Annotated in this window: 19 protein-coding genes; 8 read left to right on the forward strand and 11 right to left on the reverse strand. The window is 60.1% G+C overall.

Annotated elements, in window-relative coordinates; translation table 11 throughout:
* Positions 1 to 24: 24 nt before the first annotated feature.
* Entirely contained in the window at positions 25 to 837 is an 813-nt protein-coding gene (locus RD1_RS14165; RefSeq protein ID WP_011569208.1) for a DeoR/GlpR family DNA-binding transcription regulator, read from the reverse strand.
* A 186-nt stretch (positions 838 to 1,023) separates the two neighbouring features.
* Here RD1_RS14165 and RD1_RS14170 point away from each other — a divergent pair, with 186 nt between their 5' ends.
* From RD1_RS14170 to RD1_RS14185, 4 genes are all read left to right on the forward strand, one after another.
* Positions 1,024 to 3,126 (forward strand): bifunctional rhamnulose-1-phosphate aldolase/short-chain dehydrogenase, encoded by a 2,103-nt coding sequence (locus RD1_RS14170; RefSeq protein WP_011569209.1) that lies wholly within the window; start codon positions 1,024 to 1,026, stop codon positions 3,124 to 3,126.
* 13 nt (positions 3,127 to 3,139) lie between these two features.
* Positions 3,140 to 4,414: an L-rhamnose catabolism isomerase gene (gene rhaI, locus RD1_RS14175; RefSeq protein ID WP_011569210.1), complete on the forward strand. Its 1,275-nt coding sequence runs from the start codon at positions 3,140 to 3,142 to the stop codon at positions 4,412 to 4,414.
* 125 nt (positions 4,415 to 4,539) lie between these two features.
* Positions 4,540 to 6,885 carry a sensor histidine kinase gene (locus RD1_RS14180; protein ID WP_011569211.1) on the forward strand — a complete coding sequence of 782 codons (2,346 nt, stop codon included), beginning with the start codon at positions 4,540 to 4,542 and terminating at the stop codon, positions 6,883 to 6,885.
* Positions 6,869 to 7,510, forward strand: coding sequence for a response regulator transcription factor (locus RD1_RS14185; protein ID WP_011569212.1), 642 nt, complete (start codon positions 6,869 to 6,871; stop codon positions 7,508 to 7,510). Before RD1_RS14180 ends, RD1_RS14185 begins: the two co-directional genes overlap by 17 nt.
* Before the next feature lie 397 nt (positions 7,511 to 7,907).
* Here RD1_RS14185 and aroB read toward each other — a convergent pair whose 3' ends face one another.
* Together aroB and RD1_RS14195 are read right to left on the reverse strand one after the other, a co-directional pair.
* Positions 7,908 to 9,020: a 3-dehydroquinate synthase gene (gene aroB / locus RD1_RS14190; RefSeq protein ID WP_011569213.1), complete on the reverse strand. Its 1,113-nt coding sequence runs from the start codon at positions 9,018 to 9,020 to the stop codon at positions 7,908 to 7,910.
* The gene (locus tag RD1_RS14195) at positions 9,013 to 9,606 is read right to left on the reverse strand and encodes a shikimate kinase (protein WP_011569214.1); all 594 of its coding nucleotides are present in this window, start codon (positions 9,604 to 9,606) and stop codon (positions 9,013 to 9,015) included. The genes aroB and RD1_RS14195 overlap by 8 nt, the downstream gene beginning before the upstream one ends.
* Before the next feature lie 76 nt (positions 9,607 to 9,682).
* On the opposite strand from RD1_RS14195, the gene RD1_RS21170 reads away from it, so the two are divergent.
* From RD1_RS21170 to RD1_RS14210, 4 genes are all read left to right on the forward strand, one after another.
* Positions 9,683 to 9,832, forward strand: coding sequence for a hypothetical protein (locus RD1_RS21170; RefSeq protein WP_011569215.1), 150 nt, complete (start codon positions 9,683 to 9,685; stop codon positions 9,830 to 9,832).
* The gene (locus tag RD1_RS14200) at positions 9,822 to 11,360 is read left to right on the forward strand and encodes a hypothetical protein (RefSeq protein WP_011569216.1); all 1,539 of its coding nucleotides are present in this window, start codon (positions 9,822 to 9,824) and stop codon (positions 11,358 to 11,360) included. The genes RD1_RS21170 and RD1_RS14200 overlap by 11 nt, the downstream gene beginning before the upstream one ends.
* Positions 11,360 to 12,331 (forward strand): site-specific tyrosine recombinase XerD, encoded by a 972-nt coding sequence (locus RD1_RS14205; protein ID WP_011569217.1) that lies wholly within the window; start codon positions 11,360 to 11,362, stop codon positions 12,329 to 12,331. The genes RD1_RS14200 and RD1_RS14205 overlap by 1 nt, the downstream gene beginning before the upstream one ends.
* Before the next feature lie 158 nt (positions 12,332 to 12,489).
* Entirely contained in the window at positions 12,490 to 13,797 is a 1,308-nt protein-coding gene (locus RD1_RS14210) for an HlyC/CorC family transporter (protein ID WP_011569218.1), read from the forward strand.
* A gap of 47 nt (positions 13,798 to 13,844) precedes the next feature.
* Here the strand turns inward: RD1_RS14210 and RD1_RS14215 are convergent, their stop codons facing one another.
* The 8 genes from RD1_RS14215 to hydA form a co-directional block, all read right to left on the reverse strand.
* Positions 13,845 to 16,268, reverse strand: coding sequence for a GcvT family protein (locus RD1_RS14215; RefSeq protein ID WP_011569219.1), 2,424 nt, complete (start codon positions 16,266 to 16,268; stop codon positions 13,845 to 13,847).
* 105 nt (positions 16,269 to 16,373) lie between these two features.
* Positions 16,374 to 17,663, reverse strand: a complete 1,290-nt coding sequence (locus RD1_RS14220) for a DUF2254 domain-containing protein (protein ID WP_044033163.1) — start codon at positions 17,661 to 17,663, stop codon at positions 16,374 to 16,376.
* A gap of 48 nt (positions 17,664 to 17,711) precedes the next feature.
* On the reverse strand, positions 17,712 to 19,202 hold the full coding sequence (locus RD1_RS14225) for an alpha/beta hydrolase (protein ID WP_050759092.1): 1,491 nt from the start codon (positions 19,200 to 19,202) through the stop codon (positions 17,712 to 17,714).
* A gap of 353 nt (positions 19,203 to 19,555) precedes the next feature.
* Positions 19,556 to 20,545, reverse strand: coding sequence for an ABC transporter substrate-binding protein (locus tag RD1_RS14230; RefSeq protein ID WP_011569222.1), 990 nt, complete (start codon positions 20,543 to 20,545; stop codon positions 19,556 to 19,558).
* A gap of 46 nt (positions 20,546 to 20,591) precedes the next feature.
* Positions 20,592 to 21,434 carry an ABC transporter permease gene (locus RD1_RS14235; protein WP_044033164.1) on the reverse strand — a complete coding sequence of 281 codons (843 nt, stop codon included), beginning with the start codon at positions 21,432 to 21,434 and terminating at the stop codon, positions 20,592 to 20,594.
* Positions 21,431 to 22,351 carry an ABC transporter permease gene (locus RD1_RS14240; RefSeq protein WP_085978966.1) on the reverse strand — a complete coding sequence of 307 codons (921 nt, stop codon included), beginning with the start codon at positions 22,349 to 22,351 and terminating at the stop codon, positions 21,431 to 21,433. The genes RD1_RS14235 and RD1_RS14240 overlap by 4 nt, the downstream gene beginning before the upstream one ends.
* Before the next feature lies 1 nt (position 22,352).
* Complete coding sequence (locus RD1_RS14245; protein ID WP_011569225.1) at positions 22,353 to 23,135, reverse strand: ABC transporter ATP-binding protein; 783 nt, start codon at positions 23,133 to 23,135, stop codon at positions 22,353 to 22,355.
* Between the two features lie 23 nt (positions 23,136 to 23,158).
* Positions 23,159 to 24,613 carry a dihydropyrimidinase gene (hydA, locus tag RD1_RS14250; RefSeq protein WP_011569226.1) on the reverse strand — a complete coding sequence of 485 codons (1,455 nt, stop codon included), beginning with the start codon at positions 24,611 to 24,613 and terminating at the stop codon, positions 23,159 to 23,161.
* Between the last annotated feature and the right edge of the window lie 2 nt (positions 24,614 to 24,615).

A 24,615-nucleotide genomic window follows, 5' to 3' on the forward strand; every position in this document is an offset into this window, starting at 1 on the left:
GGTTTCCTCCCTGGAGTGGTTACATCAGGCGGGCAACTGCGCCACACCGTCTTTCTGCGCGATCCCGGACGGAACAACGATCAATGTGACATCCGCCGCGTCCAGCATGTTTGCCGTGCGATCATCCATGCGGTCATCGGTGATAAGCGTATCGATCCGCTCCAACGGACACAGCACGAGGCTGGAGCGGTTTTCAAACTTCGTACTGTCCACCAGAACGATCAATTCATCCGCCTGCCCGATCAGTTTCTGCTCGGCCTGAATGAGCAGTGGGTCCTGCTCCATCAAGCCCAGCGGGCCGATGCCGGCGGCCCCCATAAACATCCGTTTGGCATAGAAGTTGCGCGTCACATCGTTCTCAAAAGGCGACAGGATGATGTTCTGTTCGCGGTAGATGATCCCGCCAGACAGCATCACAGTATTGGTGGAATTCTTCAACAGATGCTCGGCGATGGGAAAGGAGTTGGTGAACACCTGCATCCGACGCGAGGCCAGCGGGTGGACCATCTGGAAGGTGGTCGTCCCACCGTTGATGATGATCGGCTCACCATCCTCACACAGATCAACCGCCGCCGCCGCGATGGCCTGCTTTTCAGCGCTGTTCAAGGTTTCGTTCACCGAAAACGGACGCCCCGCAAGGCCCACAAACGGCTTTGTCGCCAGCGCCTCGGCCCCGCCGCGCACACGACGCAAGCGCCCTTGCGCATCCAGCGTGTTGATATCGCGCCGCACCGTTGCCTCGGATGCGCCGGTCAGCGTGCACAAATCCACGACCGTCACAAGAGACCGGTCCTGAACGGCTGATAGGATTACGCGATGACGGTCTTTTTCGTGCATGGATGCCCCTTTGCTCGCCGTCAAGCTGACGCGAATCGCAGCGATGTGTCAATCAATATTTGTCATAATCAATCACTCTGCACCGCAGCATGATTGATTGTGATTGAAACTGATTGACATAATTTCTGCGCTCGGCCACCGTAAGGCGCAGAAACACACTGACGTCCGGCGTCCATGGAGACTGCAATGACCCACCCATCCGCAACGCAACGCCTTGAAAACAAGTGGGATGTTGATCTTGCCGCCCCTATGAGCGAATCCGAGAAGTTGCTATATCGCTCCAACCTTCTGGGATCGGACAAGAGAATCACAAATTACGGCGGCGGCAATACATCGGCCAAGGTGATCGAAACGGATCCGTTGACGGGTGAGCCTGCCGAGGTGCTCTGGGTCAAGGGGTCAGGCGGCGATGTCGGGTCGATCAGGATGGACGGGTTCGCGACGCTCTACATGGACAAGCTGAACGCATTACGCGGCATCTATCGCGGCGGCGAGCATGAGGATGAGATGGTGGCCTTCCTGCGCCATTGCACGTTCAACCTGAACCCGCGCGCGGCCAGCATCGACACGCCGCTGCATGCCTATGTGCCGGCAAAACACGTCGATCACATGCACCCGGATGCGATTATTGCCATCGCCGCCGCGAAGGACAGCAAGAAACTCACCCAAGAGATTTTCGGGGATCGCATCGGGTGGCTGCCTTGGAAAAGACCGGGCTACGAACTGGGGCTATGGCTGTCGGATTTCTGCGAAAAGAACCCCGACGCCAAGGGTGTTGTGCTGGAAAGCCATGGGCTCTTTACCTGGGCCGATGACGCGCGGGAGTGCTATGAACGGACGCTGGAGATCATTCAGACCGCGATGGATTGGTTTGCAGAGCAAACAGCGGGCAAGCCCGCTTTTGGCGGCGCACTCCATCACAGCCTGTCAGCCGCGGCCCGCCGTGCCACGGCGGCGCGTCTCATGCCGGTTCTGCGCGGGATGGTATCGGACCAGCAGCAAATGGTCGGGCATTTTGAGGACAGCGATGCGGTGCTGGAATTTGTGAATGCCAAAGACATGACACGGCTCGCAAGCATGGGCACATCCTGCCCCGATCACTTCTTGCGCACGAAAATCTGCCCGCTTGTGGTGGATTTTGATCCGGCCAACCCTGATGTGGCGGCAACACTTGCGGGGCTCAGCGACGCGGTGTCGGCCTATCGGCAGGGGTATCAGTCCTATTATGAACGCTGCAAACGCGCCGACAGCCCGCCAATGCGCGACCCGAATGCGGTTGTCTATCTGGTGCCCGGTGTGGGGATGATCACCTTTGCCAAGGACAAAGCGACTGCTCGGATTTCCGGCGAATTCTATGTCAATGCGATCAACGTGATGCGCGGTGCGGATGCCGTGTCCGAATATCAGGGCCTGCCCGAGCAGGAGGCGTTCGACATCGAATACTGGCTGCTGGAAGAGGCCAAGCTGCAACGCATGCCAGCGCCCAAGGCACTGGCAGGACGTGTGGCACTTGTGACGGGCGGCGCAGGCGGGATCGGCTCTGCCACGGCGGAACGATACCTGCGCGAAGGTGCCTGTGTGATGCTGGCCGATATTGACGACAACGCCCTGGCGCAAACGGCGGCAAAGCTGTCGGCGCGGTATTCCACGGATGTGGTGCGCACGATCAATATGGACGTAACGGATGAGGCGGCGGTCATTGCTTGTTATGCCGAGACCGCTGCGGAGTTTGGCGGCATTGATATCCTTGTGTCAAACGCCGGTATCGCCAGCTCTGCCCCGGTCGAGGACACGACGCTGGCGCTTTGGAACAAAAACATGGCGATCCTGTCGACCGGATATTTCCTCGTCAGCCGCGAAGCGTTCAAGGTGTTCAAGGCGCAAGACATGGGCGGATCGGTTGTTTTCGTCGCCTCCAAGAACGGTCTGGCCGCTTCGCCCAATGCCTCGGCCTATTGCACGGCAAAGGCATCCGAAATCCACCTCGCCCGCTGCCTTGCTCTGGAAGGGGCCGAGATGGGTGTCAGGGTCAATGTGGTCAATCCGGATGCGGTTTTGCAGGGCAGCAAGATCTGGGAAGGGGAGTGGCTCGACCAGCGGGCGGGCACCTACGGCACGGATAAAAGCGGGTTGGAGGCGATGTATCGCGACCGCTCGATGCTCAAACGCTCCGTCCTGCCGCAAGACATTGCGGAGGCCGCCTATTTTCTTGCCTCTGACCTGTCCTCGAAATCAACCGGAAACATCATCAACGTGGACGCAGGCAACGTTCAGGCGTTCACGCGATAGGGAGGGCAGCATCATGATCCATTCAGACATCATCGCGCAGACCAATGAAACTGCGATGGCAAAATTGCTGGCAGATTATGACGCTCTGGGCGCGCAGCTTGAGAGGCGCGGGATCGACATCGCGGCGATCAAGGACCGGGTGGCAAACTATGGCGTGGCGGTGCCCAGTTGGGGCGTTGGCACCGGCGGCACGCGTTTCGCGCGCTTTCCCGGCCCCGGCGAGCCGCACGACATTTTCGACAAGCTAGATGATTGCGGGCTGATCCATCAATTGACGCGCGCGACACCTTCCGTGTCGTTGCATATCCCGTGGGATGCACAACCTGCCGCCGATCTCAACAGCAAGGCGGAAGAAGTCGGTCTGCGCTTTGACGCGATGAACTCCAACACCTTTCAGGATCAGCCGCAACAGCAGCACAGTTACAAATTCGGCTCCCTTTCCCACACGAACGCGGCCACGCGCCAGCAAGCCGTTGATCACAACATTGCATGTATCGAACTGGGGATCGCCATCGGATCGAAGGCGCTGACAATCTGGGTCGGCGATGGGTCGAACTTTCCGGGACAGACCAACTTTACCAGGCAGTTTGAACGCTACCTCGAGGCGGCAAAACAGGTCTACAACGCCTTGCCCGACGACTGGACGCTGCTGAGCGAACACAAGATGTATGAACCCGCCTTCTATTCCACGGTGGTGCAGGACTGGGGCACAAACCTGCTGATCGCGCAGCAGATGGGCGACAAGGCGAAATGCCTTGTGGATCTGGGCCATCATGCGCCCAACACGAACATCGAGATGATCGTCGCGCGGCTGATCCAGTTTGGAAAGCTTGGCGGATTTCATTTCAATGACAGCAAATACGGCGACGATGACCTCGACACGGCCAGCATCGACCCCTACCGCCTGTTTCTCGTGTTCAACGAGTTGGTTGAGGCGGAGGCGCAGGCTGATTTCGACCCGATGCATATGCTGGATCAAAGCCACAACGTGACCGATCCGATCGAAAGCCTGATGGTGTCGGCAACAGAGGTGCAGCGCGCCTATGCGCAGGCGCTGTTGGTGGATCGCACCGCCTTGCTGGGCTTTCAGGAAGACAACGATGCGCTCATGGCCACAACGACCCTGAAACAGGGGTTTCGCACGGATGTCGAACCCATCCTCGCAATGGCACGTCTTGAGCAGAACGGTGCCATTGACCCGGTTGCGACCTATCGCGCATCCGGCTATCGCGCCAAAGTCAGCGCCGATCGGCCCGCCGTGTCCGGTGCGGGCGGCGGAATTGTGTAGGCTAGCAGCAAGACCAAGTTGAAGCACATACCCTCGCGCCCGCCGTCATGGCATGGGCGATAAAAGGCTCAGCAGGTTTTGTTGGGTCTTAACAATCCCTTGGTTTTCGGTGAAACTGCGGAGTGATGAAGTTCTCTCTGGGTTTGATACTGGCCCTTTGCCTCGCGGGATTGCAATTTGTTGCCGTCACCATTGTGGTGTTTTCATCCTTCCTGACATCGGAAAAGGTGCTGCTTGAGCACGCGCGCGATCTGCTCAGCGATGTGGGAACCAATACGATCGAGCACTCCAAAGGGTTCCTGAAGCCCGCCAAGGGGGCTGCCGAACTGGCCACGCGGCTTGCCGAGAACGAGGTGATCGCCAGCGATGACTTCAACCAGTTGGAAAATCTGCTGTTTCAGCAGCTTCAGATATCGCCACAGTTCGCCGGGGTCTTTTACGGCGATGAGGCGGGAAATTTCGTCTATGTGATGCGCAGCGAAGGGCCCGGACCTTTCCGCACCAAGATCGTTCGGCGCGATGGCGAGGCGCGCGAAACCGAGCTGATCTGGCGTGACACAAATTATCAGGTGCTGGACCGGGAGGAAGACGAGGCGGATACATATGATCCGCGCACGCGCCCGTGGTATCAGTCATCACGGGAAAATCTGACCGGGATCTGGACCGACCCCTATATTTTCTTCACCTCTCAACGTCCGGGCATCACCGCCGCCTCACCCGTTTTCAACACCGATGGCGAATTGCGCGGCGTGGTGGGCGTGGACATTGAAATTGGCGCGATTTCCGAATTCCTCAGTCGGCTCAATATCGGAGACTCGGGCGTTGCGCTGATCCTGAACCAGAACGGCGATGTCATTGCACACCCTGATCAGGACCTGATCCGCAAGGAAAATGCCGATGGGACGTTTCGCTTCGTGAACATCAACGAGATCGACGATCCGGTGGCCCATGCGGCTTTTGCCGAGGTGATCCGTGGTTCTGAGGTCAATGTGGATCGTGAGCTTGCATCCCGGTTTGAGTTTGACGGCTCGACCTATGTCTCAACCGTGATGCCCGCCATCAGCGACGAGTTGCCCTGGACGATTGCGGTCTATGCGCCCGAAGCGGATTTCACCGGAGAGATCACCGGCAACCGCACACAGAACGTCTGGATCGCGGCGGCAATTGCGCTGGCATCGGGAGTGGTCGGGTTGATGCTCGCCAGCTATATCCACAAACCTGTGCGCGCCTTTGCGGTGCGCTCCTCGCTGATCTCGCAAGGGGAGGCCTCTGCGGAGGAGCCATTGCCCAAGACCTACAAGGAGCTTGAACGGGCAAATGAAACGCTGGTTCAGGCCATTGCAGAGCGCAAGAAGTCAGAGGCGGAATACGACCGCACCTTTGATCTCGCCGCGCGGGGCATGGCGCGGATACAGGCGCATACGGGCCGGATTCTGCGTATCAACCGACGGCTTGCCGATATGCTGGGCTATGGCGAAGCCGAAGCGCTCGAGTTGACCATTCAGGACATCTCACACCCCAATGACCCGGTGGCCAAGGTGTTTACCGCATCAAGTGGCGGGGGCCGGTCCGAATATTTCAACGAAAAACGGTATCGGCACAAAGATGGCTCCACCATTTGGGTCAGCGAAAACGTCATTGTCATCCGCGACGACAATGACGTGCCCGTCTATGCCGTGGTTGCGGTCGATGACATCTCAGAAAGGATCGCCGCAGATCTGAAGATCCAGCAGTTGAACACGGATCTGTCCCATTCTGCGCGCATCAACATGATGGGGCAGATGGCAACCGGGCTTGCCCATGAATTGAACCAGCCGTTGCTTGCGATATCCCAGAATATGGACACGGCTGTTTTCCTGCTCAAAGACGCCGGTCAGGAGGCGGGTGAGTTGCAGGAGTTGCTTTTGGAAACCGACCGACACGCCCATCGCGCCGGGGATATCATCAAGGCACTGCGGGCTTTCGTCAAAAAGGAGGGCGCCGAAAAGGCGGAGTTTGATTTCGCCGAACTGATGGAGCAATCCTTGCACCTGATGCGTGCCGAGGCAAAGGACCACGGCATCAAGATCACCGCTGTCGGCGCGGACCTCGAACCTGTGTACGGATCCCGCGTGCAGATCGCGCAGGTGATCGTGAACATGTTGCGCAATGCGATCGAATCCATTTCCCAGAATGACGCGGCCGAGCGCACGGTGACCCTGAAGGCAGAGAATACTCCTTCCGGGATCCTCGTCCGCGTCACAGACACAGGACCCGGTTTGCAGGAAAATGTGGACATTTTCGAACACTTCAAAACAACCAAGAAAGATGGCATGGGCATGGGTCTTTCGATCTGCCGCACCATAGTGGAATCGCATCGCGGGGAGATCTGGCATCAGCAGGACGCCGATGGAAACCCGGAATTCTGCTTTACGCTGCCTGCCTTGAAACCAAAGACCGAAGCGGGGAAGGCGTATGAATACAGCCAGTGAACCTTGCGTTTTCATCGTGGACGACGACGAAGACATTCGCACCTCGCTGTCGCGCGCCTTGCGGACACGCGGGTACACAACCGAGGTCTTTGACTCTGCACAGGCTTTTCTGGCGGGCTATGATGCTGCGCGATCGGGGTGCCTTATCCTTGATTACGGGCTACCGCAGATGAACGGTCTGGACCTGCAGCAGGTGCTTGTGAAGCGGGGCCGACCCTTGCCCATCATTTTCATCACCGGGCACGGGGGCGTATCCGAAGCCGTGCGGGCAATGAAACATGGCGCGGTGGATTTTCTGGAAAAACCGTTTCGTCAGGAGACATTGCTGGCCCGAATTGAAACGGCATTGGAAATGGATGCAAAGGCACGCGATGTCGATACCGCGCTAAAGCTGACCCGCGACAAGCTGGCAAGCCTGACGCAGCGCGAAAGGGAAATCGCAGAGTTTCTGGTGATGAATCCGTCCAACAGTTCCAGCAAGGATGTGGCGCGTCATCTGGACATCAGCCCCCGCACGGTCGATCACCACCGCGCGCGCATTCTGGAAAAGATGAATGTCCAATCCGTCGCCGAGCTTGTTGATCTCGCCCTGACTTATCAGCTTTTTACAAAGCCCGACCCCTGAAGCGTCATGCGACAAACCTGACTTACGGAACGCTGCCTGACATCAAAGATTTCAACGCGTTACGTGATACCCGATGTGTCAGGCATTGCGTCAGACGGCCCAAAGCGCGCTATAGGCAAAATTACCTAGGTAACTACGCGAATGTACCTTCCCCGGTATTTGAACGAATATGTCCGGGCAGTGCGTATTTTGGAAATTTTGTGCGCTGCAGGTGCAATGGGTTAACGAGTGATTGAGAAACGGAATTAGCTGGTTCTCGGTTGGCCTATCTTCCCGTCCAGAATAAGATTTCGCGCCCTGTTGCGCGAATGACTGGAATAGCGCTGCGATCTGTCTTGCACCGATGGATCGCAGCGCACCACTTCCCACGGCATCCAATTCGGATGCACGTCGCGGTTTATTTTGAGCGCAGCGCATCCTCCAGAACCATCAGCACGTCCGAGGCCGCAACGTCAGAGGTGACGAAGGCTTCACCCAACCCACGCGCAAGGATGAAATGCAGCTTTCCTTGCGTGACTTTCTTGTCCTGCCCCATCAGGTCCAGCAAACAGGCGGCATCGGGCAGATCGCCGGGGATGTCATGCAAATCGGTCTTCATCCCCATCGCCTTGAGATGCGCGCGCACCCGGCTTGGACTTTCCTGCGAACACAAGCCCATGCGCGCGGATAACTCAAACGCCAGGGCACAGCCAATCGCGACCCCCTCGCCGTGCAACAGCCGGTCCGAATAGCCCGTTGCGGCCTCAAGCGCATGCCCAAAGGTATGACCCAGATTGAGCAGCGCGCGATCGCCCTGCTCTGTCTCATCGCGGATCACGATATCGGCCTTCATCTGCACCGAGCGGCGTACGGCTTCGCAACGCGCGCCCTTGTCACCTGCTGCCAGAGCAGGTCCGTTCTGCTCCAGCCACTCGAAGAACGTCAGATCACCCAGCAGGCCGTATTTGACCACTTCGCCGTAACCCGCCAGAAAATCGCGCGCCGTCAGTGACCCGAGCACGTCGATATCCGCCAGCACCAGACTGGGTTGATGAAACGCGCCGATCAGGTTCTTGCCCTGCGCCGCGTTGATCCCGGTCTTGCCGCCGACAGAACTGTCCACCTGCGCCAACAGTGACGTGGGGATTTGCACAAACCGCACGCCCCGGCGCAGAATGGCGGCCGCAAATCCGACAAGATCACCAATGACACCGCCGCCGAAAGCCACCACGACATCGCCGCGCTCGACCTTCTGATCCAGCAGCCAGCCGACGGTACGCTCCAGCGGCGCCCAGGACTTCGTGGCCTCCCCCGCAGGCAGCGCCAGCGCGCTCATCTCGATGCCGTCACGCGCAAGCCCCGCGCGCAAAGCCTCAAGATGCAGCCCCGCGACGGTTTCATCCGTTACCACGGCAACCCGTGGCCGCTTGAGCAGCGGCAGGACATGCCCGCCCGCCTCCGGGAGCAGCCCCGACCCGATCCGCACATCATAAGCGCGCCCGGGCAGATCAACACGCACCGTGTCAAGCATCTGCAACCTCCAGCACATCCGGACGTGACACCAGCACATCGGCTACGCGCCGGGCCATCTGTTCAATCGCCACGGGTGGCGCACAAGGCACGGTGATATCCGCCTTGGCATATTCCGGCACCCGCGTTTCAAAAAGCGCGGTAAGCGTCGCCTTGGGGTCAGCGGTGCGCAACAGCGGTCGGGTGTCGCGGTGTTTGACCCTGCTCCACAACAGGTCGATATCCGCATCTAGCCAGACCGACACACCGCGCGCCGAAATGGCCGCGCGGTTCGCCTCTGCCAGAAAGGCCCCGCCACCGGTTGACAACACACAAGCCTGCCCACCCAGTAGTCGGTTGATCACCTCGCTCTCGCGCGCCCGAAAGAAAGCCTCGCCATCGCGCGCAAATATTTCAGGCACGGTCATATTGGCCGCTGCTTCGATTTCATGATCCGAATCAAGAAAAGGCACATCCAGCAATTGCGCAAGCGCACGACCAACAGCCGTCTTGCCCGCCCCCATCATTCCGATCATCACAACTGTCTTTTTCAACACAAATCGATGTGTTTGACCCGTTTCACTTCCGGTTTGCTCAATTTCGCTCATATTCGATTGAATGACGTGATATTATGAAAAAGGCCATATATAACTTAAAGAAAACGGCAGGCATAAAGGCAGTATAATGCTCCGATTCTTCAAATTCCTGATCTATCTGGCCGTGATCGGCTTTATTGCACTGGCGGGCTATACCTATATCGGTCCGTTTTTCGGCGCTGATTTTTCAGCCCCCTCCGAAGAAACACGTGTGCCCGTGACATTGGATGCCGAATAGATATCTCTCATACGCGCTCTTGGGATTATGCCTGTGCCCGCCTGCTTTGGCGCAGGATCAGCCGCTGTCGGTCATTGACTGGGTCAAACGCAACCCTGACCAGCCGGCGATGACATCCGCCATCCCCCCTCAACGATTTGAACCCCCCGTTTCACCCGGTGCGCATGTGCCGCCCGTCACTGTTGCGCCACTGGATCAAAAGGCGCGGCGCATTATCGGATTGGTGCCTGCATCGGTGACGGGCCTGTCCGAAGACATCTGGTCGGGCAGCGATGCGCGCGCGTTGCAGGCACAGCTCACCGACATTCCTGTTTTGCGACTGCCTGCCGCGCAGACCCTGCTCTACACGGTGCTTTTGACCGAAGCCAAAGGGCCCGGTGATGACACGGCGGGTGAAGATCTGCTGACCCTTGCCCGCGTGGACGCATTGATGCGCTTCGGGGCACATGATGCCGCGTTGTCCTTGCTTGATCAGGCCGGGATCACACGCGATGCGGCGCATTTCAGGGCCTATATGGATCTCGCGCTGCTGACGGGTCAGGAAGACACCGGCTGCGCCATCCTCAGCACAATGCCCCACCTTGCGCCCTCCCTGTCGCACCGCGTCTTTTGTGCTGCCCGGCAGGGGGATTGGCCCACGGCCGCCCTGCTCTTTGATACAGGCAACACGCTGACGGCGTTTTCCGATGCCGAGACCGTCGCTCTTGAGAGGTTCCTGCACCCTGAGGCGTTTGAAGACGCGCCCCCCCTGCCGCGGCCCGCTGAGATAACACCGCTCTTGTTCCGGCTGCATGAAGCCATCGGAGAGCCCTTGCCAACCGGCGCCTTGCCCCGCCCCTACGCCGTGGCCGACCTGCGTGATCTGGCGGGCTGGAAGCCGCAGTTGGAAGCCGCTGAACGGCTGGCGGTCACGGGGGCGCTGTCGCCCAACCGCCTGCTCGGTCTTTACACGGCACGTCAGGCGGCAGCCTCAGGCGGTGTCTGGGACCGTGTGCGCGCCGTGCAACGGTTTGAAACGGCGCTGCGCACCCGCTCGACCGATGCGATTTCGAAAAGCCTGCCGGTTGCGTGGAACGCCATGCAGGCGGTGGGTCTGGAGATGATCTTTGCCGACCTGTTCGCGGATACGCTGACCCGGTATGAATTGGGCGGGCGGGCGCAGGAAATCGCGACCACCATGGCGCTTTTGTCACCGGATTATGCGGCGGCGAAACTGCCCGGAGACACGGACCCGTTTCTGGTTGCATTGGCACGTGGAACGCCTGAAACCTCCGACAGTGCTGATCTGCGCCACAGCGCGATCAGCCGGGGCTTTGACCCTGCCAACGCCCGGCGCGACCTGACGCAGATGGCGCAGAACGGGCGGCGGGGCGAGGCGATACTGCGCGCCCTGATCCTGCTTGATGACGGGGCGGCGGGTGATCCGGTTGCCCTGACGCAGGCGCTTGCGACTTTGCGGTCGTTCGGTCTTGAGGACACGGTGCGCCGCGCCGCCCTGCAGGTCCTGCTGCTGGACAGATACAGCTGATGGCGGCGCACGGTACGTGGATTTCCGCTTTCCTTGAGGCGCAGGCTGCGGAACTTGGCGCCGCGCGCAACACGCTTTTGGCCTATGGTCGTGACCTCAAGGATTTCGAGGGCTACCTGCATCACCGCACTCTGGACTTTGCCACCGCGACGCAGGGCGATGTCGAGGCCTATCTGATCGCCTGTGACGCGCAGGGGCTTTCAAAGGCGACGCGGGCGCGCAGGCTTTCGGCGGTCAAGCAGCTTTATCGTTTTGCCTTCGAGGAAGGCTGGCGCAGCGACAACCCGGCCTTGCAGATCACAGGCCCGGGACGCGACCGCAAACTGCCCAAAACCCTGTCCGAAGCAGAAGTGGACAGGCTGCTTGAGGCCGCCCGCACCTCGGGGCGCAACGCGGCAGACCGGGCGCGCAACACCTGCCTGATGGAACTGCTCTATGCGACTGGCATGCGCGTCAGCGAGTTGGTCAGCCTGCCCGTCTCTGCGGCGCGGGGCGATCCGCGCATGTTGTTGATCCGCGGCAAGGGTGGCAAGGAGCGGATGGTGCCCCTGTCGCCCCCTGCCCGCGATGCCACATCAGAGTGGTTGCAGCTGCGCGACGAGAAAGAGGCCCAGAAAAAGACCGAAGGGCATCCGCCCTCCCGGTTTCTGTTCGCATCACGCGGTGTGTCCGGGCATCTGACGCGGCATCGTTTCTATCTGCTGATCAAGGAGTTGGCAGTCAATGCGGGCGTCAGCCCGTCCAAGGTCACCCCCCACACGCTGCGTCATGCTTTCGCCACGCATCTGCTGGCAAATGGCGCGGATTTACGCTCGATTCAGACGCTGTTGGGTCACGCGGATGTGGCCACGACAGAAATCTACACCCATGTGCTGGAGGCCAGACTGTCCGAATTGGTGCTCACGCACCACCCGCTGGCGCAAGACGATACGCGCGCACCGGGTGACAAAACCGCGCTGGATGGATCATAACCCGTTCTCTCCGACATATCGCGCCATGAACGGGTGATCATCCCGGCGGTAGACTGTCGCAGACCCGCCCGGATGCGCAGGCATTGCGGGCGCCTCCCTTGATTGCGAGCACCATCGCCCCCATAACCAATGCACACTTCTCAAAGGTATTCTCGAAAATGGACATGTCCACCGCCACCCTCGACGCCACATTCTGGATGACTGCGGGCGTCATTCTGTTTCTGCTCGTGCTCTCGGGCTTCTTTTCCGGCTCCGAAACGGCCCTCACAGCCGCATCGCGCGGAAAGCTGCATTCGCTGTCCGACAAGGGCAACAAGGGTGCCGAGCGGGCCTTGAAGATCACAGAAGACAACGAGCGCCTGATCGGTTCCGTACTGCTGGGCAACAATCTGGTGAACATTCTCGCCGCCTCTCTGGCGACCTCCATCTTTACGCGCGCCTTTGGCGAAAGCGGTGTGGCCGTGGCCACGTTGGTCATGACCTTGCTCGTGCTGATCTTTGCCGAAGTGCTGCCCAAAACCTATGCGATCACCTATTCTGAAACCGTGGCCAGCGTCGTGTCGCGCCCGATTTCGATTGTCGTGACCGTTTTTGCGCCCATTGTCGCGGCTGTCAGGCTGCTTGTGCGCGGTGTGCTGCGCCTTTTCGGGGTCACCATTGATCCCGACAGCAATATCCTAGATGTACATGCTGAAATCGAGGGCGCGCTGACGCTGGGTCATTCCGAGGGCGTTGTGGAAAAGGAGCACCGCGACCGCATTCTGGGCGCGCTTGATCTGAACGAACGCGCCGTGGAAGAGATCATGCTGCATCGCTCCGGCATCGAGATGATCAACGCGGATGACGACCCGCAGGATATTCTGCACCAGTGCCTGCAATCCAACCACACCCGCCTCCCCGTATTTCAGGAACACCCCGAAAACATCATCGGCGTCATCCATGCCAAGGACCTGTTGCGGGCCATGTACAAGATTATCGGCGGACCCGAGGGGGATGCCTCGAAACTGCGCAGCTTCAAACTGTCTGACGTGGCGATGAAGCCCTATTTCGTGCCCGAAACCTCGACACTGGACGAGCAGATGCGCCAGTTCCTGCGCCGCCGGACGCATTTTGCGCTGGTGGTCGACGAATACGGCTCACTGCAGGGTCTGATCACGCTGGAGGATATCCTCGAAGAGATCGTGGGCGAAATCACGGATGAGCACGACCCGACGGATATGGCACCGATCCAGCAGACCGAAGACGGCCAGTTCGTGATTGATGGCGCGATGACGATCCGCGACCTGAACCGCGCCGCCGACTGGAATCTGCCGGATGACGAAGCCAACACCGTCGCCGGGCTAGTCATCCACGAGGCGCAGATGATCCCGACCACCGGTCAGGTGTTCTCGTTCCACGGGTTCCGCTTCGAGGTCTGCGCGCGCGAGGGCAACCGTATTACGGAGCTCAAGATCCGCGCGCTTTGAACGGCGCGCGGGCGGCTGTTTCCAAGACGCGACGCGCGCGCCACGCATCACGCGCGCAGCCGCAACCCTTTTGGATCAAACGGGGGGTCAGCCAGAATGCGCGCTTGATGCGGCTGACCCAGCACCATGACCTCAACCACGTCGCCCGGTTGCGCACCGCTCACAAAGCCAAGCGCGAGGCTCATCCCGACGCTGTATCCATACGCACCGGAGGTGACGCGCCCGATGCCCCGCCCGTCTTTGAAAATCGGCTCGCCCCCTGTGGCGTCCGCGTTTGATGCATCGATTTGCCCGCTGTCCAATGCCAGCATGACAAGATGTTCGCGCGCGGGGTTGCCAAGTGTTTGCGCAACGGCGTCCTTGTTCAGGAATGCCTTGTCCATCCTGCACAACCGATCAAGGCCGACCTCCTGCGGCCAGTATTCGGGGCTGTATTCGCGCCCCCATGACCCGTACCCTTTTTCAACACGCAGGCTCATCAAGGCGCGGCTGCCCACCGGACCCGCGCCCACCTCTTTGCCCGCTGCAAGCAAGGCCGCGTAAAGCTGCGCCTGATCCTCGCGCGCACAGTGTAATTCCCACCCCAGATCGCCGGTAAAGCTGACGCGCAAGGCCAGGACCCTGACACCGCCCAGTTCAATCCATCGCGAACGCATGAACGGAAAGTCCTCGGTAGACAGTGACGTCTTGGTGAGCGGTTGCAGCATGTCGCGCGACTTCGGTCCGGCGACGTTGAAACCGCACATCGCATCGGTGTGGCTTTCAAATGTGGTGTCGCGGGGCAAGGGCACAGCCTTGAAAAACCGCTGGTGATAGCGTTCGGCCATGCCCGAGCCGATTACCCAGAATTCCTCTTCCCCCAGACGCGTGACGGTGAAATCCCCCGCGATACCGCCCCGCTTGCCAATCAGCGGCGTGAGACAGGACCGCCCCACCACCCTGGGCATGGTATTGGCGAAAACACTATTCAGCCAGCCTTCGGCCCCCGGCCCGGCGCAGCGGTATGTCGCGAAATTCGAGATATCAATGACCCCTGCGTTCTCGCGCAGCATCCGGCATTCCGCACCGACCTGATGCCACCAATCCTGCCGCGTGAACCCTTCGGTGTGGTCTTCGGCCCCTTCGGGATAGCCGAAATACAGCGGGTGTTCCCATCCGTAGTTCAGCCCGAAGACCGCCCCACGTTGCCGTTGCATGTCGTAGACGGGACGACGGCGCAGGGGGCGACCCGCACTGCGTTCTTCATTCGGGAAGTGGATTTTGAACCGGTTTGCGTATTGATCGCCAACACGCGCCTTGGTGAAGGCCTTATCCGCCCATGTCCCGAACCGCGCCATGTCCCATGCGAACATGTCATAGCGCGTCTCACCCGTGACGATCCAATCCGCCGCCAACAGCCCCATGCCACCCGACTGCGAAAACCCCGGAATGATCCCGTTGCAGCAGAAGTAGTTCGACAGTTCCGGCGCAGGGCCGAACAGGACATTGGCATCGGGCGACCAGATCATCGGCCCGTTGATCACGCGTTTGATCCCCGCCTCTCCGACGGCGGGGACGCGGTCGATGGCGCGCATCATATTGTCTTCGATCCGCTCCAGATCATCGGCGAACAACTCGTGCCCAAAGCCCTGCGGCGTGCCGTCCTCGGCCCAGAAGCGCAGGTCCTTTTCATAGGCACCGACAAGCAACCCTTTGCCCTCCTGACGCAGATAGTATTCGCCGTCCCGGTCGGCCACCGATGGCAAACGGCGATCCAGTGCTGCGATCTCGGCGATGGTTTCGGTGACAAAATACTGATGCTCGGTCGGCTGCAAAGGCAGTGCTAACCCGGCCAATGCCGCCACCTCGCGCCCCCAGAGGCCAGCCGCATTCACGACCCATTCGGTGGCAATATCACCTTTGGTCGTGCGCACGATCCATGTGCCATCCGGCCGCTGCTCCGTGGCCGTCACCGGGCAAAAGCGGATGATTTCGGCACCATTCTGGCGTGCGCCGGTGGCATAGGCGTTGGTGACACCGGATGGGTCCACATTCCCGCCGGAGGGTTCGAACATGATGCAGCGGATACCGTCAAAATCGACCAGCGGATGCAGGCGTTCGGCCTCGTCCCGGCTGACCTCGTGAAAGTGCAGCCCGTAGTATTTCGCCTTCGCCGCCTGCAGGCGCAACTGGTGTTCGCGCGCCTCGGTCTGCGCGAGATAAAGCGAGCCGGGCTGGAACACGCCGCAGGACTGCCCGGTTTCGGCTTCCAGCGCGTTATAGAGGTCCATCGTATAGTTCTGAATGCGCGTGATATTGTTGTTGTCATGCAGCCCGTGGATGTTTGCCGCCGCATGCCAGGTCGACCCGCTGGTCAGTTCGTCACGCTCCAGCAGCACCACATCTGTCCAGCCCAATTTGGTCAGATGATAGAGGATCGAGCAGCCGATGACACCGCCTCCGATGACAACGGCTTGGGCATGAGTACGCATGTTGAAAACCCCGGTGATGGCGTGTAACAGGCCCACCCTGACCTGCCGGGGCGCGCGCTGTTGGCCGGTTTGCGACATTGCGCGTCGCGCGCATACAAGGCGGGTCTATTTGTTGTCCCCGCGCACTTCGGGGTGCGCGCTCGCAGTTATGCGGTCCCGGTCCGGATCAAAGCCGCAGGCGTTCAACGCGCGCGCCAGACTCTCCTGCGCGAAATCACATGCGGCAGCGGATAGTTTAGGATCATCATGCCCCACCAGATGGGCCAATGTTTGCTGCAGCGCCTGTTGCACCTCGACGACCTCGGCACCGTCACGCGCAAGGGTCGCAAAACCATCACGCAGCAGATCAACCGGGTCCAGCGGCGCGACATGGAGATGCTCCAGCGGGGTGGCGGGCGTGGCGTAGTTTTCATCCTCGTATCCGGTCAAGATACGGCCGATCCGGGTGATGACTTCAATCGCCGTGCCGGGGTCATTGATGCCGGGCGACAGGGCCTTTGAGCCGATCTCTCCGAGGACGAGCAGACCAAAGCGCGGGTCCTGATCATAGCTGCGCAGGTCGGACAGCACGAGCATCTCACCCAGCCGCGCAGAAAACGCGTCCCAGTTGCGGATTTTTTCCGCCCCCTCCACGCAAAGCAGCGGATCACCGGAAAACACATAGCTGCCAATATCACGCACCAGATAGAGCGTGACATCGCATTCCTTTGCCAGCGCATTCATGGCTTCGGGATAGATGCATTGGATATACCCGCTGTCCCATGCCTTTACCGGTTTCGCACCTTCTGGCACATCGCCCACCAGCGGCATGGCACCCAGACAGGGCGTCTCCAGACGCTCCTTGAACCGCGCGCGGGTCACGGCTTCTACCTGACGGGTCGTCTTGGTCAATTGACCGAAATCCTGCAGATGCAGCACCCAGCGGATCAGATAGACAACGATGACCGCCAGCACAAAGACCGTCATCCAGAACAGCACGAAGGCACGATCGTCATCGTAAACGCCAAGTTCGCGCAGGATGATCCCCAGCAAGGCATAGACATAGGCCCCGATAAAGACGGCCAGCGTGTTCTGGGTGGTCTTGTCCTGCATGATCAGGCGGTGCACGCGCGGCGTCCACTGGGTGGAGGAGGATTGATAGACCGACACCATGACCGTGATCGAAAAGATCGTCACCGCCAGCATCGCGCTCGCAATCAGTTGCAACAGGCGGTCTGCCGCCGCGCCATCGAGGCTGCGCGACAGGGTATCGGGCACATAAAGCTCAACCCATTGGCTGAGCGCCACAGCCAGCACCGCGAGCAAACCGATCAGCACCACCCGCACCCAAAGCTTGCGCGCATAGTGGCGCGCTTTGCGAAACAGGGTCATCGTGAAAGAACTGGCGTTATCCATGTGCTGTTCTTAGCACCTCAGATCACAAGCGCGAGATATGATTGGCCATCAGGCGAGAAAGAGGGGTGAACTTGCCGCGATGGACCACGCCAGAACGATGCCGGAGCCAACCCCCGCCGTCTCTGCCCCCTGCCGGAGTGCGACCGCGCGCGCCATCGTGCCATAGACAAGGTAAAACAGGACCATGACGGGCAGGACAGTGAACAGAAGCCCCAGTTTTTGAGAAAACAGGATCATGCTTGCCGATAATGCGGCAACCGGGACGATGCGCGCCACCACCCGCTGCCAAAGCGCGGCACCGTCCAGCAGGACCCGGTCCGCAAGCATGAAAGGCACCGTGCCGAGCAAAAGCACAGCCATCAGGGACACGCGCGGACCCGTAGGCAGAAAGGCCGCCGCGTAACGATCAAGCGCCACCGCAAAGATGACCAGAGACCAAAAGGTCAGCAGCAACACACCGGAGGGTTTCGGCATGCCCGGGCGATGGCCTGCCGCCCAGAGAATGGCAAGCACAACAGCCCCCCATGTGGCAAAGAACACGGCCAGAGCGCCAAATCCCGCCGATTGAAACAGCGCGCCCCCAAGAAGCAGCGACAAACCAACGGCAGGCACAATGGGCGCCAGCAGCGCGAGCCAGAATACCCGTGCACGCACCGGCGCGGCAGCTGTCCGGGAGGTGGGCAGGATCCGGGCAAGCGGCCAGAACAGCACGATCAGGCCCAGCAGAACACCCGTGATCGCAAGGCCCTGTGGCATCGCCTGCCCCTGCCCGCGCAGATCAAAGGCCGCCCGGAACCAGTCGCGCGCCTCGCGCTTGGTTTGCGCGGCGAACAGGACAGCGACATGTTCCGTGTTGGGGATGGCCACCGCGCGCCGGGTGACCGGCCCATTGGATACGGTTTCCCCCTCAAGCGATGCACCTGCGACCAATGCCACGGTCTCGCGTGCCACATCGCGCAGACGCCCCTCATATTCACCGGAAATCACCAGCAGTTTCTGCGGGAAATCCGCCGTCACCGCCTCCGAATACATGGAAATGGCAACGATGGCCGACACATCGGAGGCTGCCTTGGCCGCGCGAATGACGATATCCGTCGCCATGGAGTGGCCCAGCATGCCGACCGGGCCCACGATCGCGATTTCGCTCTGCACGGCCTCCAGCACTGCGCGTGTCTGCGCCACCAGTTGCTGCGTTGTCCCTTCGATCCGGGTGACATCGGAGGACATGCGTTCGGGGTTGCGCCCATGGCCGTAGAAATCGAAAGCTGCGACCGTCAAGCCCGACCGCGCCAGATCACGCGAGATATACTGCATCATCTGGCGCGATCCGGCAAACCCATGGGTTACCACGACCAGGGGACCGGGTGCGCCGGTTGGGTTGGAATAAAGCGACACCTCGCCCACATCCGTGTCGAGGGTACGTTCACTGACTGTCGCGCGCTCGGCCTCAAGGCTGATGATGGCGGCCACAACCGACAGGGCCGCCAGAACCCACAGCAGCCCGCGCAAAATACGGAAGAAAAACGATCTTGAAATCATTGGCTTACGTCTTGACCGCAACGCATTCAGGTATCCTCTCTCTCACGGCTTTCGACGTGCCGGTATCTAAATGATAGGTCAGATTTTGCGTAGTCCATGGCCCACCGAAACTTCGCAGTGCCTATGGCAAGAACGACGTCGCAGCGGCGCGTTTATCCGGGTGCGGATGGTCTCCGCTTCGCGCGCGTATCAAACCTGTGAACCCATCCGGGCGCATGGGCGCAGAACGCAAGAGCGCCAAGAGGTCCGGGGCAAAACGGTCCCACGATCGCCAAGCCCCCGCAGACATGCCAGCGGGGACATCATGGCCGCGCGGATCAACGAAGCGCCGCACGACCGGGTGTTTGTCAGGCTTATTTCAGCGCAGCATCTGTGATGGCGCTGGTCCACGCCCCTTCAGGTGCTTTGGAGATCACAGGATCAGAGCCACCCGCCAGCAGAGTCGCCACCGTGCGTTCGTAATCGGCCACATCCAGCGATCCGTCCGAACCTTCGATCAGCTTGGCGATCTCCCCCATCATGCGCACCTGATGCGCCTCGGTCTGTGCGCCGGTTTCATCATTGTCGAGCACGATGCCTGCGGCCTCTTCCGGGTTGGCCCCGGCATATTCCCAGCCCTTCATGGAGGCGCGCACGAAGCGGACCATCTTGTCCTGAAAGACCGGATCGCTCAGGTTCTCTTCAAGCGCATAGATGCCGTCTTCGAGCGTGGCGACGCCCTGATCTTCGTATTTGAAGGTCACAAGCTCATCCGGTGAGACGCCCGCATCCAGCACCTGACCATATTCGTTGTAGGTCATGGTGGAGATGCAATCGGCCTCGCGCTGCAACAACGGGTCCACATTGAACCCCTGTTTCAGCACCGTTACACCGTCCTCGCCCCCGTCCGTGGGAATGCCCGCCTGCGACATCCAGCTCAGGAACGGATATTCATTGCCAAAGAACCAAACGCCGATGGTCTTGCCCCGGAAATCCTCAACAGAGGTGATGCCTGTGTCCTTCCAGCAGGTCAGCATCAGACCCGAAGACTTGAACGGCTGCGCGATGTTCACCACCGGCAGGCCCTTTTCGCGCGCGGCCAGCGCCGATGGCATCCAGTTGAGCATCACATCCGCGCCACCGCCCGCCAGAACCTGCGGGGGAGCAATATCCGGCCCCCCCGGCAGGATTGTCACATCCAGCCCCTCTTCTTCGTAAAAGCCCTTGTCCAGCGCCACATAGTATCCCGCAAACTGCGCCTGCGTGACCCACTGCAATTGCAGTGTCACCGAATTGGCATCATCGGCATGGGCCGCCGATCCCAGACCGGCCGCAAAGGCCGCGGATATCATCAGTTTTTTCATCTTCCATATCTCCTTGTCAGTATTGAAAGCGGGTCTTTCGCCCGCTTTATCGTTGTGACGGGTGCCAGAAGGTCACCCGCTTCTCCATGAGGGCGATCAGCCCGTAAAACGCCGAGCCCGCGAGGGCTGCAACGATAATCTCTGCCCAGACCATATCCATGGCAAGCTGACCCACCGAGGTGGAGATGCGAAAGCCCATGCCCACGGTCGGAGAGCCGAAAAATTCAGCAACAATCGCGCCGATCAGCGCAAGTGTCGTGGCGATTTTCAACCCGTTGAACACGAAGGGCATCGCGGCAGGCAGGCGCAGCTTGAACAGCGTGGTCCAGTAGCCGGCACCATAGGTCCGCATGAGGTCGCGCTGCATTGCGGTGCTGTCCTTGAGCCCCGCGACCGTGTTCACGAGGATCGGAAAGAAAACCATAACCCCCACCACCGCTGCCTTGGAATGCCAGTCACTGCCCAGCCACCGCACAAAGATCGGTGCGGTGCCGACAATCGGAAGCGCGGCCATGAACGCCCCCACAGGCAGGATGCCCTTGGTCAGAAACGGCGAGCGATCCGCAAGGATAGCCACAGCAAAAGCCGCAATTGCCCCCAAGACATACCCAGTCATCGCGCCCTTTAGGATCGTCTGTTCAAAATCTGCCCACAACAGATGGGTCGAGACCGCGAAACGCGCCGCAATCGCAGAGGGCGCGGGCAGGATCACCGCGCTGATGTCCAGCATCTGCACAAGGATTTCCCACATCACCACAATTGTAAGCCCGAATATGATCGGGATCAGCAAGCTGAACAGTCGGGTGTCCGCCCGCGGGGAATGCGACAGCCTGATATTGAGCCACCACCCAAAACCCCAGACGATCAACGCCAGTACGTAGGCCATCATGCTGCCTCCATCCCCATGCGCCTGAGCGTCTGCCGCTCGATCAGCGTCAGAATGGCGACCAGTGCCGCCGCCGTAATCGCCGCTGCAAACAGAGCCGCCCACGTCACCATCGGCTGGCCGTATTGATCCCCCACCAACATGCGCGCGCCAAAGCCCGCCCGCGCGCCGGTCGGCAATTCGCCCACGATGGCACCGACCAACGCGGCGGAGATACCAATCTTGAGCGATGCAAACAGATAGGGCACAGAAGCGGGCAGGCGCAGCTTCCAGAACCCCTGCGACGGGCTGGCGCTATAGGTGCGCAACAGATCAAGCTGCATCGCATCGGGGCTGCGCAGCCCCTTGACCATGCCCACGACCACCGGGAAAAAGCTCAGGTATGCGGATATGACCGATTTGGGCAAAAGCCCCTGAATGCCAATGGCGCCCAGCATGACGATGATCATCGGGGCCAGCGCCAGTATGGGAATGGTCTGCGACGTGATGGCCCAGGGCATCACGGATTTGTCCATCGTGCGGCTATACACGATGCCAATCGCCAGCAGAATGCCCAGACCCGTCCCGATGGCAAACCCCAACAGCGTCGCCGACAGCGTGACCCAGCCATGATAGACAAGACTGCGTTTGGAGGTGATCTTCTTGGTAAAGACACTGTCATAAAGCTCGGCGGTGACCTGATGCGGCGAGGGCAGCCGCGGGCGTGTCTGCGTGTAGGTCAGCGGGATGATCTGCGGGTTCTTGAACGCCAGCACGAGACCCGAGTATTCCTGCCGTTCCGCCGGGGCCTCGGGTGTCATGACCAGCCCGTCGCGCTGCGCCTGATCTGCGGTCAGATGCGCGTTCATCGGCACGACGGCCAGCGTCCAGACGGCAATGATCACCGCGACCACCACGAGGGCCGGCACGATACCGGCCAGTCTATTCATCAATGTGACCCGCGCGCAGCCCGTCGCGCACGCGATGGGCAATCTCGATGAACTCCACGCTGTCGCGAATGTCCAGCGGGCGCTCTCTGGGCAGCGGGCTGTCGATCACATCGGAAATACGGCCCGGGCGCGGACTCATGACGACGATCTTAGTCGATAGGTACACAGCCTCGGGGATGGAGTGGGTCACGAAACCGATTGTCTTTTCGGTACGCGCCCAAAGCTGCAAAAGCTGTTCATTGAGGTGGTCGCGCACGATCTCATCCAGCGCGCCAAACGGTTCATCCATCAGCAAGATATCGGCATCAAAGGCCAATGCGCGCGCGATGGAGGCACGCTGCTGCATGCCGCCCGACAATTGCCATGGAAATTTGCGGTCAAACCCGTTGAGGTCCACAAGGTCCAGAACACGCGCGACACGTTCCGCCTGTTCAGACTTTGAAAAACCCATGATCTCAAGCGGCAGGCGGATATTGCCGCCGATCGTGCGCCACGGGTAGAGCCCTGCCGCCTGAAAGACATAGCCATAGGCGCGCGCCTGACGCGCTTGATCCGGTGTCATGCCATTCACGCTGATTTCGCCGGATGTGGGGGTTTCCAGCCCGGCAATGCAGCGCAGAAAGGTCGTCTTACCGCAGCCCGAGGGGCCGATGAAACTGACGAATTCGCCCTTCTTGATCTCAAGGTTCACATCCTTGAGCGCATGGACCGGGCCATCATTGGTGTCAAAGGTCAGATCAAGACCCTGCGCATGGATCGTCATGTCTTGGGTCACGCTCGGGCTTTCTGAATCATGGATCAGACGCCGGTGGCGGGGATGCCGCTGCGCTCAACCGGGCGCGGGGCGGTCAGTTCTTTCCACGTCGACAACGCCTTGTTGGTCACGCCGTTGCCGGCGCGCTTGACGAATTTGCCATGTCCTTCCTGCGTGCGGATTTCGCCGTCATGCACAGCGACATGCCCCCGCGTCAGGGTAAAGCGCGGCAGACCCTTGACCGTTTGACCCTCGAAGACGTTGTAATCAATGGCAGACTGCTGGGTGCTCGCTGCAATCGTCTTTTCCTTCTGCGGATCCCACACGACCAGATCCGCATCTGCCCCGACAAGGACGGCGCCCTTTTTGGGATAACAATTCAGGATTTTGGCAATGTTGGTCGATGTGACTGCCACAAACTCATTCGGCGTCAGCCGTCCCGTCGCGACCCCATGTGTCCAGAGCATGGGCATGCGGTCTTCCAGACCTCCGGTGCCATTGGGGATCTTGGTGAAATCACCCACGCCAAAGCGTTTCTGCTCCGTTGTAAAGGCACAGTGATCGGTCGCCACGACAGACAGGGACCCGGCCTGCAACCCGGCCCAGAGGCTGTCCTGATGCTGTTTGTTGCGGAAGGGCGGCGACATCACACGACGCGCGGCGTGGTCCCAGTCCTTGTTGAAATACTCGCTTTCATCCAGCGTCAGGTGCTGGATCAGCGGCTCGCCCCAGACGCGTTTGCCCTGCTGGCGCGCGCGACGGATGGCTTCATGTGCCTCCTCGCAGGAGGTGTGCACCACATAGAGCGGCACGCCCGCCATATCGGCGATCATGATGGCACGGTTTGTCGCCTCCCCCTCGACCTGCGGCGGTCGGGAATAGGCATGCGCCTCGGGGCCGGTGTTGCCCTCGGCCAGCAATTTGGCTGAGAGTTCCGCGACTACATCGCCGTTTTCCGCATGCACCATGGCGATGCCGCCCAGTTCAGCCAAGCGGTTGAAGGAGGCATAAAGCTCATCATCATTGACCATGAGCGCGCCCTTATAGGCGAGGAAGTGCTTGAAGGTGTTGATGCCGCGATCCTCGATGACGGATTTCATCTCGTCAAAAACCTGCTCCCCCCACCACGTGACCGCCATGTGGAAGGAATAGTCGCAATTGGCGCGTGTCGATTTATTGTCCCACATCTTGAGCGCATCATGCAGCCCCTGCCCCGGCGATGGCAGCGCGAAATCAATGACCATCGTGGTGCCGCCCGCCAAAGCCGCACGCGTCCCGCTTTCGAAATCATCCGAGGAATAGGTGCCCATAAAGGGCATTTCCAGATGCGTGTGCGGATCAATACCGCCCGGCATGACATAGCACCCGGTTGCATCCAGTTTCTGATCCCCACTAAGGTTCGGGCCAATCTCGATGATGGTGCCCGCGTCGACCAACACATCGGCCTTGTAAGTCAGATCATGCGTCACCACGGTGCCGTTTTTGATCACAGTAGACATAA

This window comes from Roseobacter denitrificans OCh 114 (assembly GCF_000014045.1).
Lineage (GTDB): Bacteria > Pseudomonadota > Alphaproteobacteria > Rhodobacterales > Rhodobacteraceae > Roseobacter > Roseobacter denitrificans.

What these genes read in the sequence shown, in the direction of transcription:
- RD1_RS14165 (WP_011569208.1), bottom strand. Translation starts at nt 837, where the DNA reads ATGCACGAAAAAGACCGTCATCGCGTAATCCTATCAGCCGTTCAGGAC.
- RD1_RS14170 (WP_011569209.1), top strand. Translation starts at nt 1,024, where the DNA reads ATGACCCACCCATCCGCAACGCAACGCCTTGAAAACAAGTGGGATGTT.
- rhaI (WP_011569210.1), top strand. Translation starts at nt 3,140, where the DNA reads ATGATCCATTCAGACATCATCGCGCAGACCAATGAAACTGCGATGGCA.
- RD1_RS14180 (WP_011569211.1), top strand. Translation starts at nt 4,540, where the DNA reads ATGAAGTTCTCTCTGGGTTTGATACTGGCCCTTTGCCTCGCGGGATTG.
- RD1_RS14185 (WP_011569212.1), top strand. Translation starts at nt 6,869, where the DNA reads ATGAATACAGCCAGTGAACCTTGCGTTTTCATCGTGGACGACGACGAA.
- aroB (WP_011569213.1), bottom strand. Translation starts at nt 9,020, where the DNA reads ATGCTTGACACGGTGCGTGTTGATCTGCCCGGGCGCGCTTATGATGTG.
- RD1_RS14195 (WP_011569214.1), bottom strand. Translation starts at nt 9,606, where the DNA reads ATGAGCGAAATTGAGCAAACCGGAAGTGAAACGGGTCAAACACATCGA.
- RD1_RS21170 (WP_011569215.1), top strand. Translation starts at nt 9,683, where the DNA reads ATGCTCCGATTCTTCAAATTCCTGATCTATCTGGCCGTGATCGGCTTT.
- RD1_RS14200 (WP_011569216.1), top strand. Translation starts at nt 9,822, where the DNA reads ATGCCGAATAGATATCTCTCATACGCGCTCTTGGGATTATGCCTGTGC.
- RD1_RS14205 (WP_011569217.1), top strand. Translation starts at nt 11,360, where the DNA reads ATGGCGGCGCACGGTACGTGGATTTCCGCTTTCCTTGAGGCGCAGGCT.
- RD1_RS14210 (WP_011569218.1), top strand. Translation starts at nt 12,490, where the DNA reads ATGGACATGTCCACCGCCACCCTCGACGCCACATTCTGGATGACTGCG.
- RD1_RS14215 (WP_011569219.1), bottom strand. Translation starts at nt 16,268, where the DNA reads ATGCGTACTCATGCCCAAGCCGTTGTCATCGGAGGCGGTGTCATCGGC.
- RD1_RS14220 (WP_044033163.1), bottom strand. Translation starts at nt 17,663, where the DNA reads ATGGATAACGCCAGTTCTTTCACGATGACCCTGTTTCGCAAAGCGCGC.
- RD1_RS14225 (WP_050759092.1), bottom strand. Translation starts at nt 19,202, where the DNA reads ATGATTTCAAGATCGTTTTTCTTCCGTATTTTGCGCGGGCTGCTGTGG.
- RD1_RS14230 (WP_011569222.1), bottom strand. Translation starts at nt 20,545, where the DNA reads ATGAAAAAACTGATGATATCCGCGGCCTTTGCGGCCGGTCTGGGATCG.
- RD1_RS14235 (WP_044033164.1), bottom strand. Translation starts at nt 21,434, where the DNA reads ATGATGGCCTACGTACTGGCGTTGATCGTCTGGGGTTTTGGGTGGTGG.
- hydA (WP_011569226.1), bottom strand. Translation starts at nt 24,613, where the DNA reads ATGTCTACTGTGATCAAAAACGGCACCGTGGTGACGCATGATCTGACT.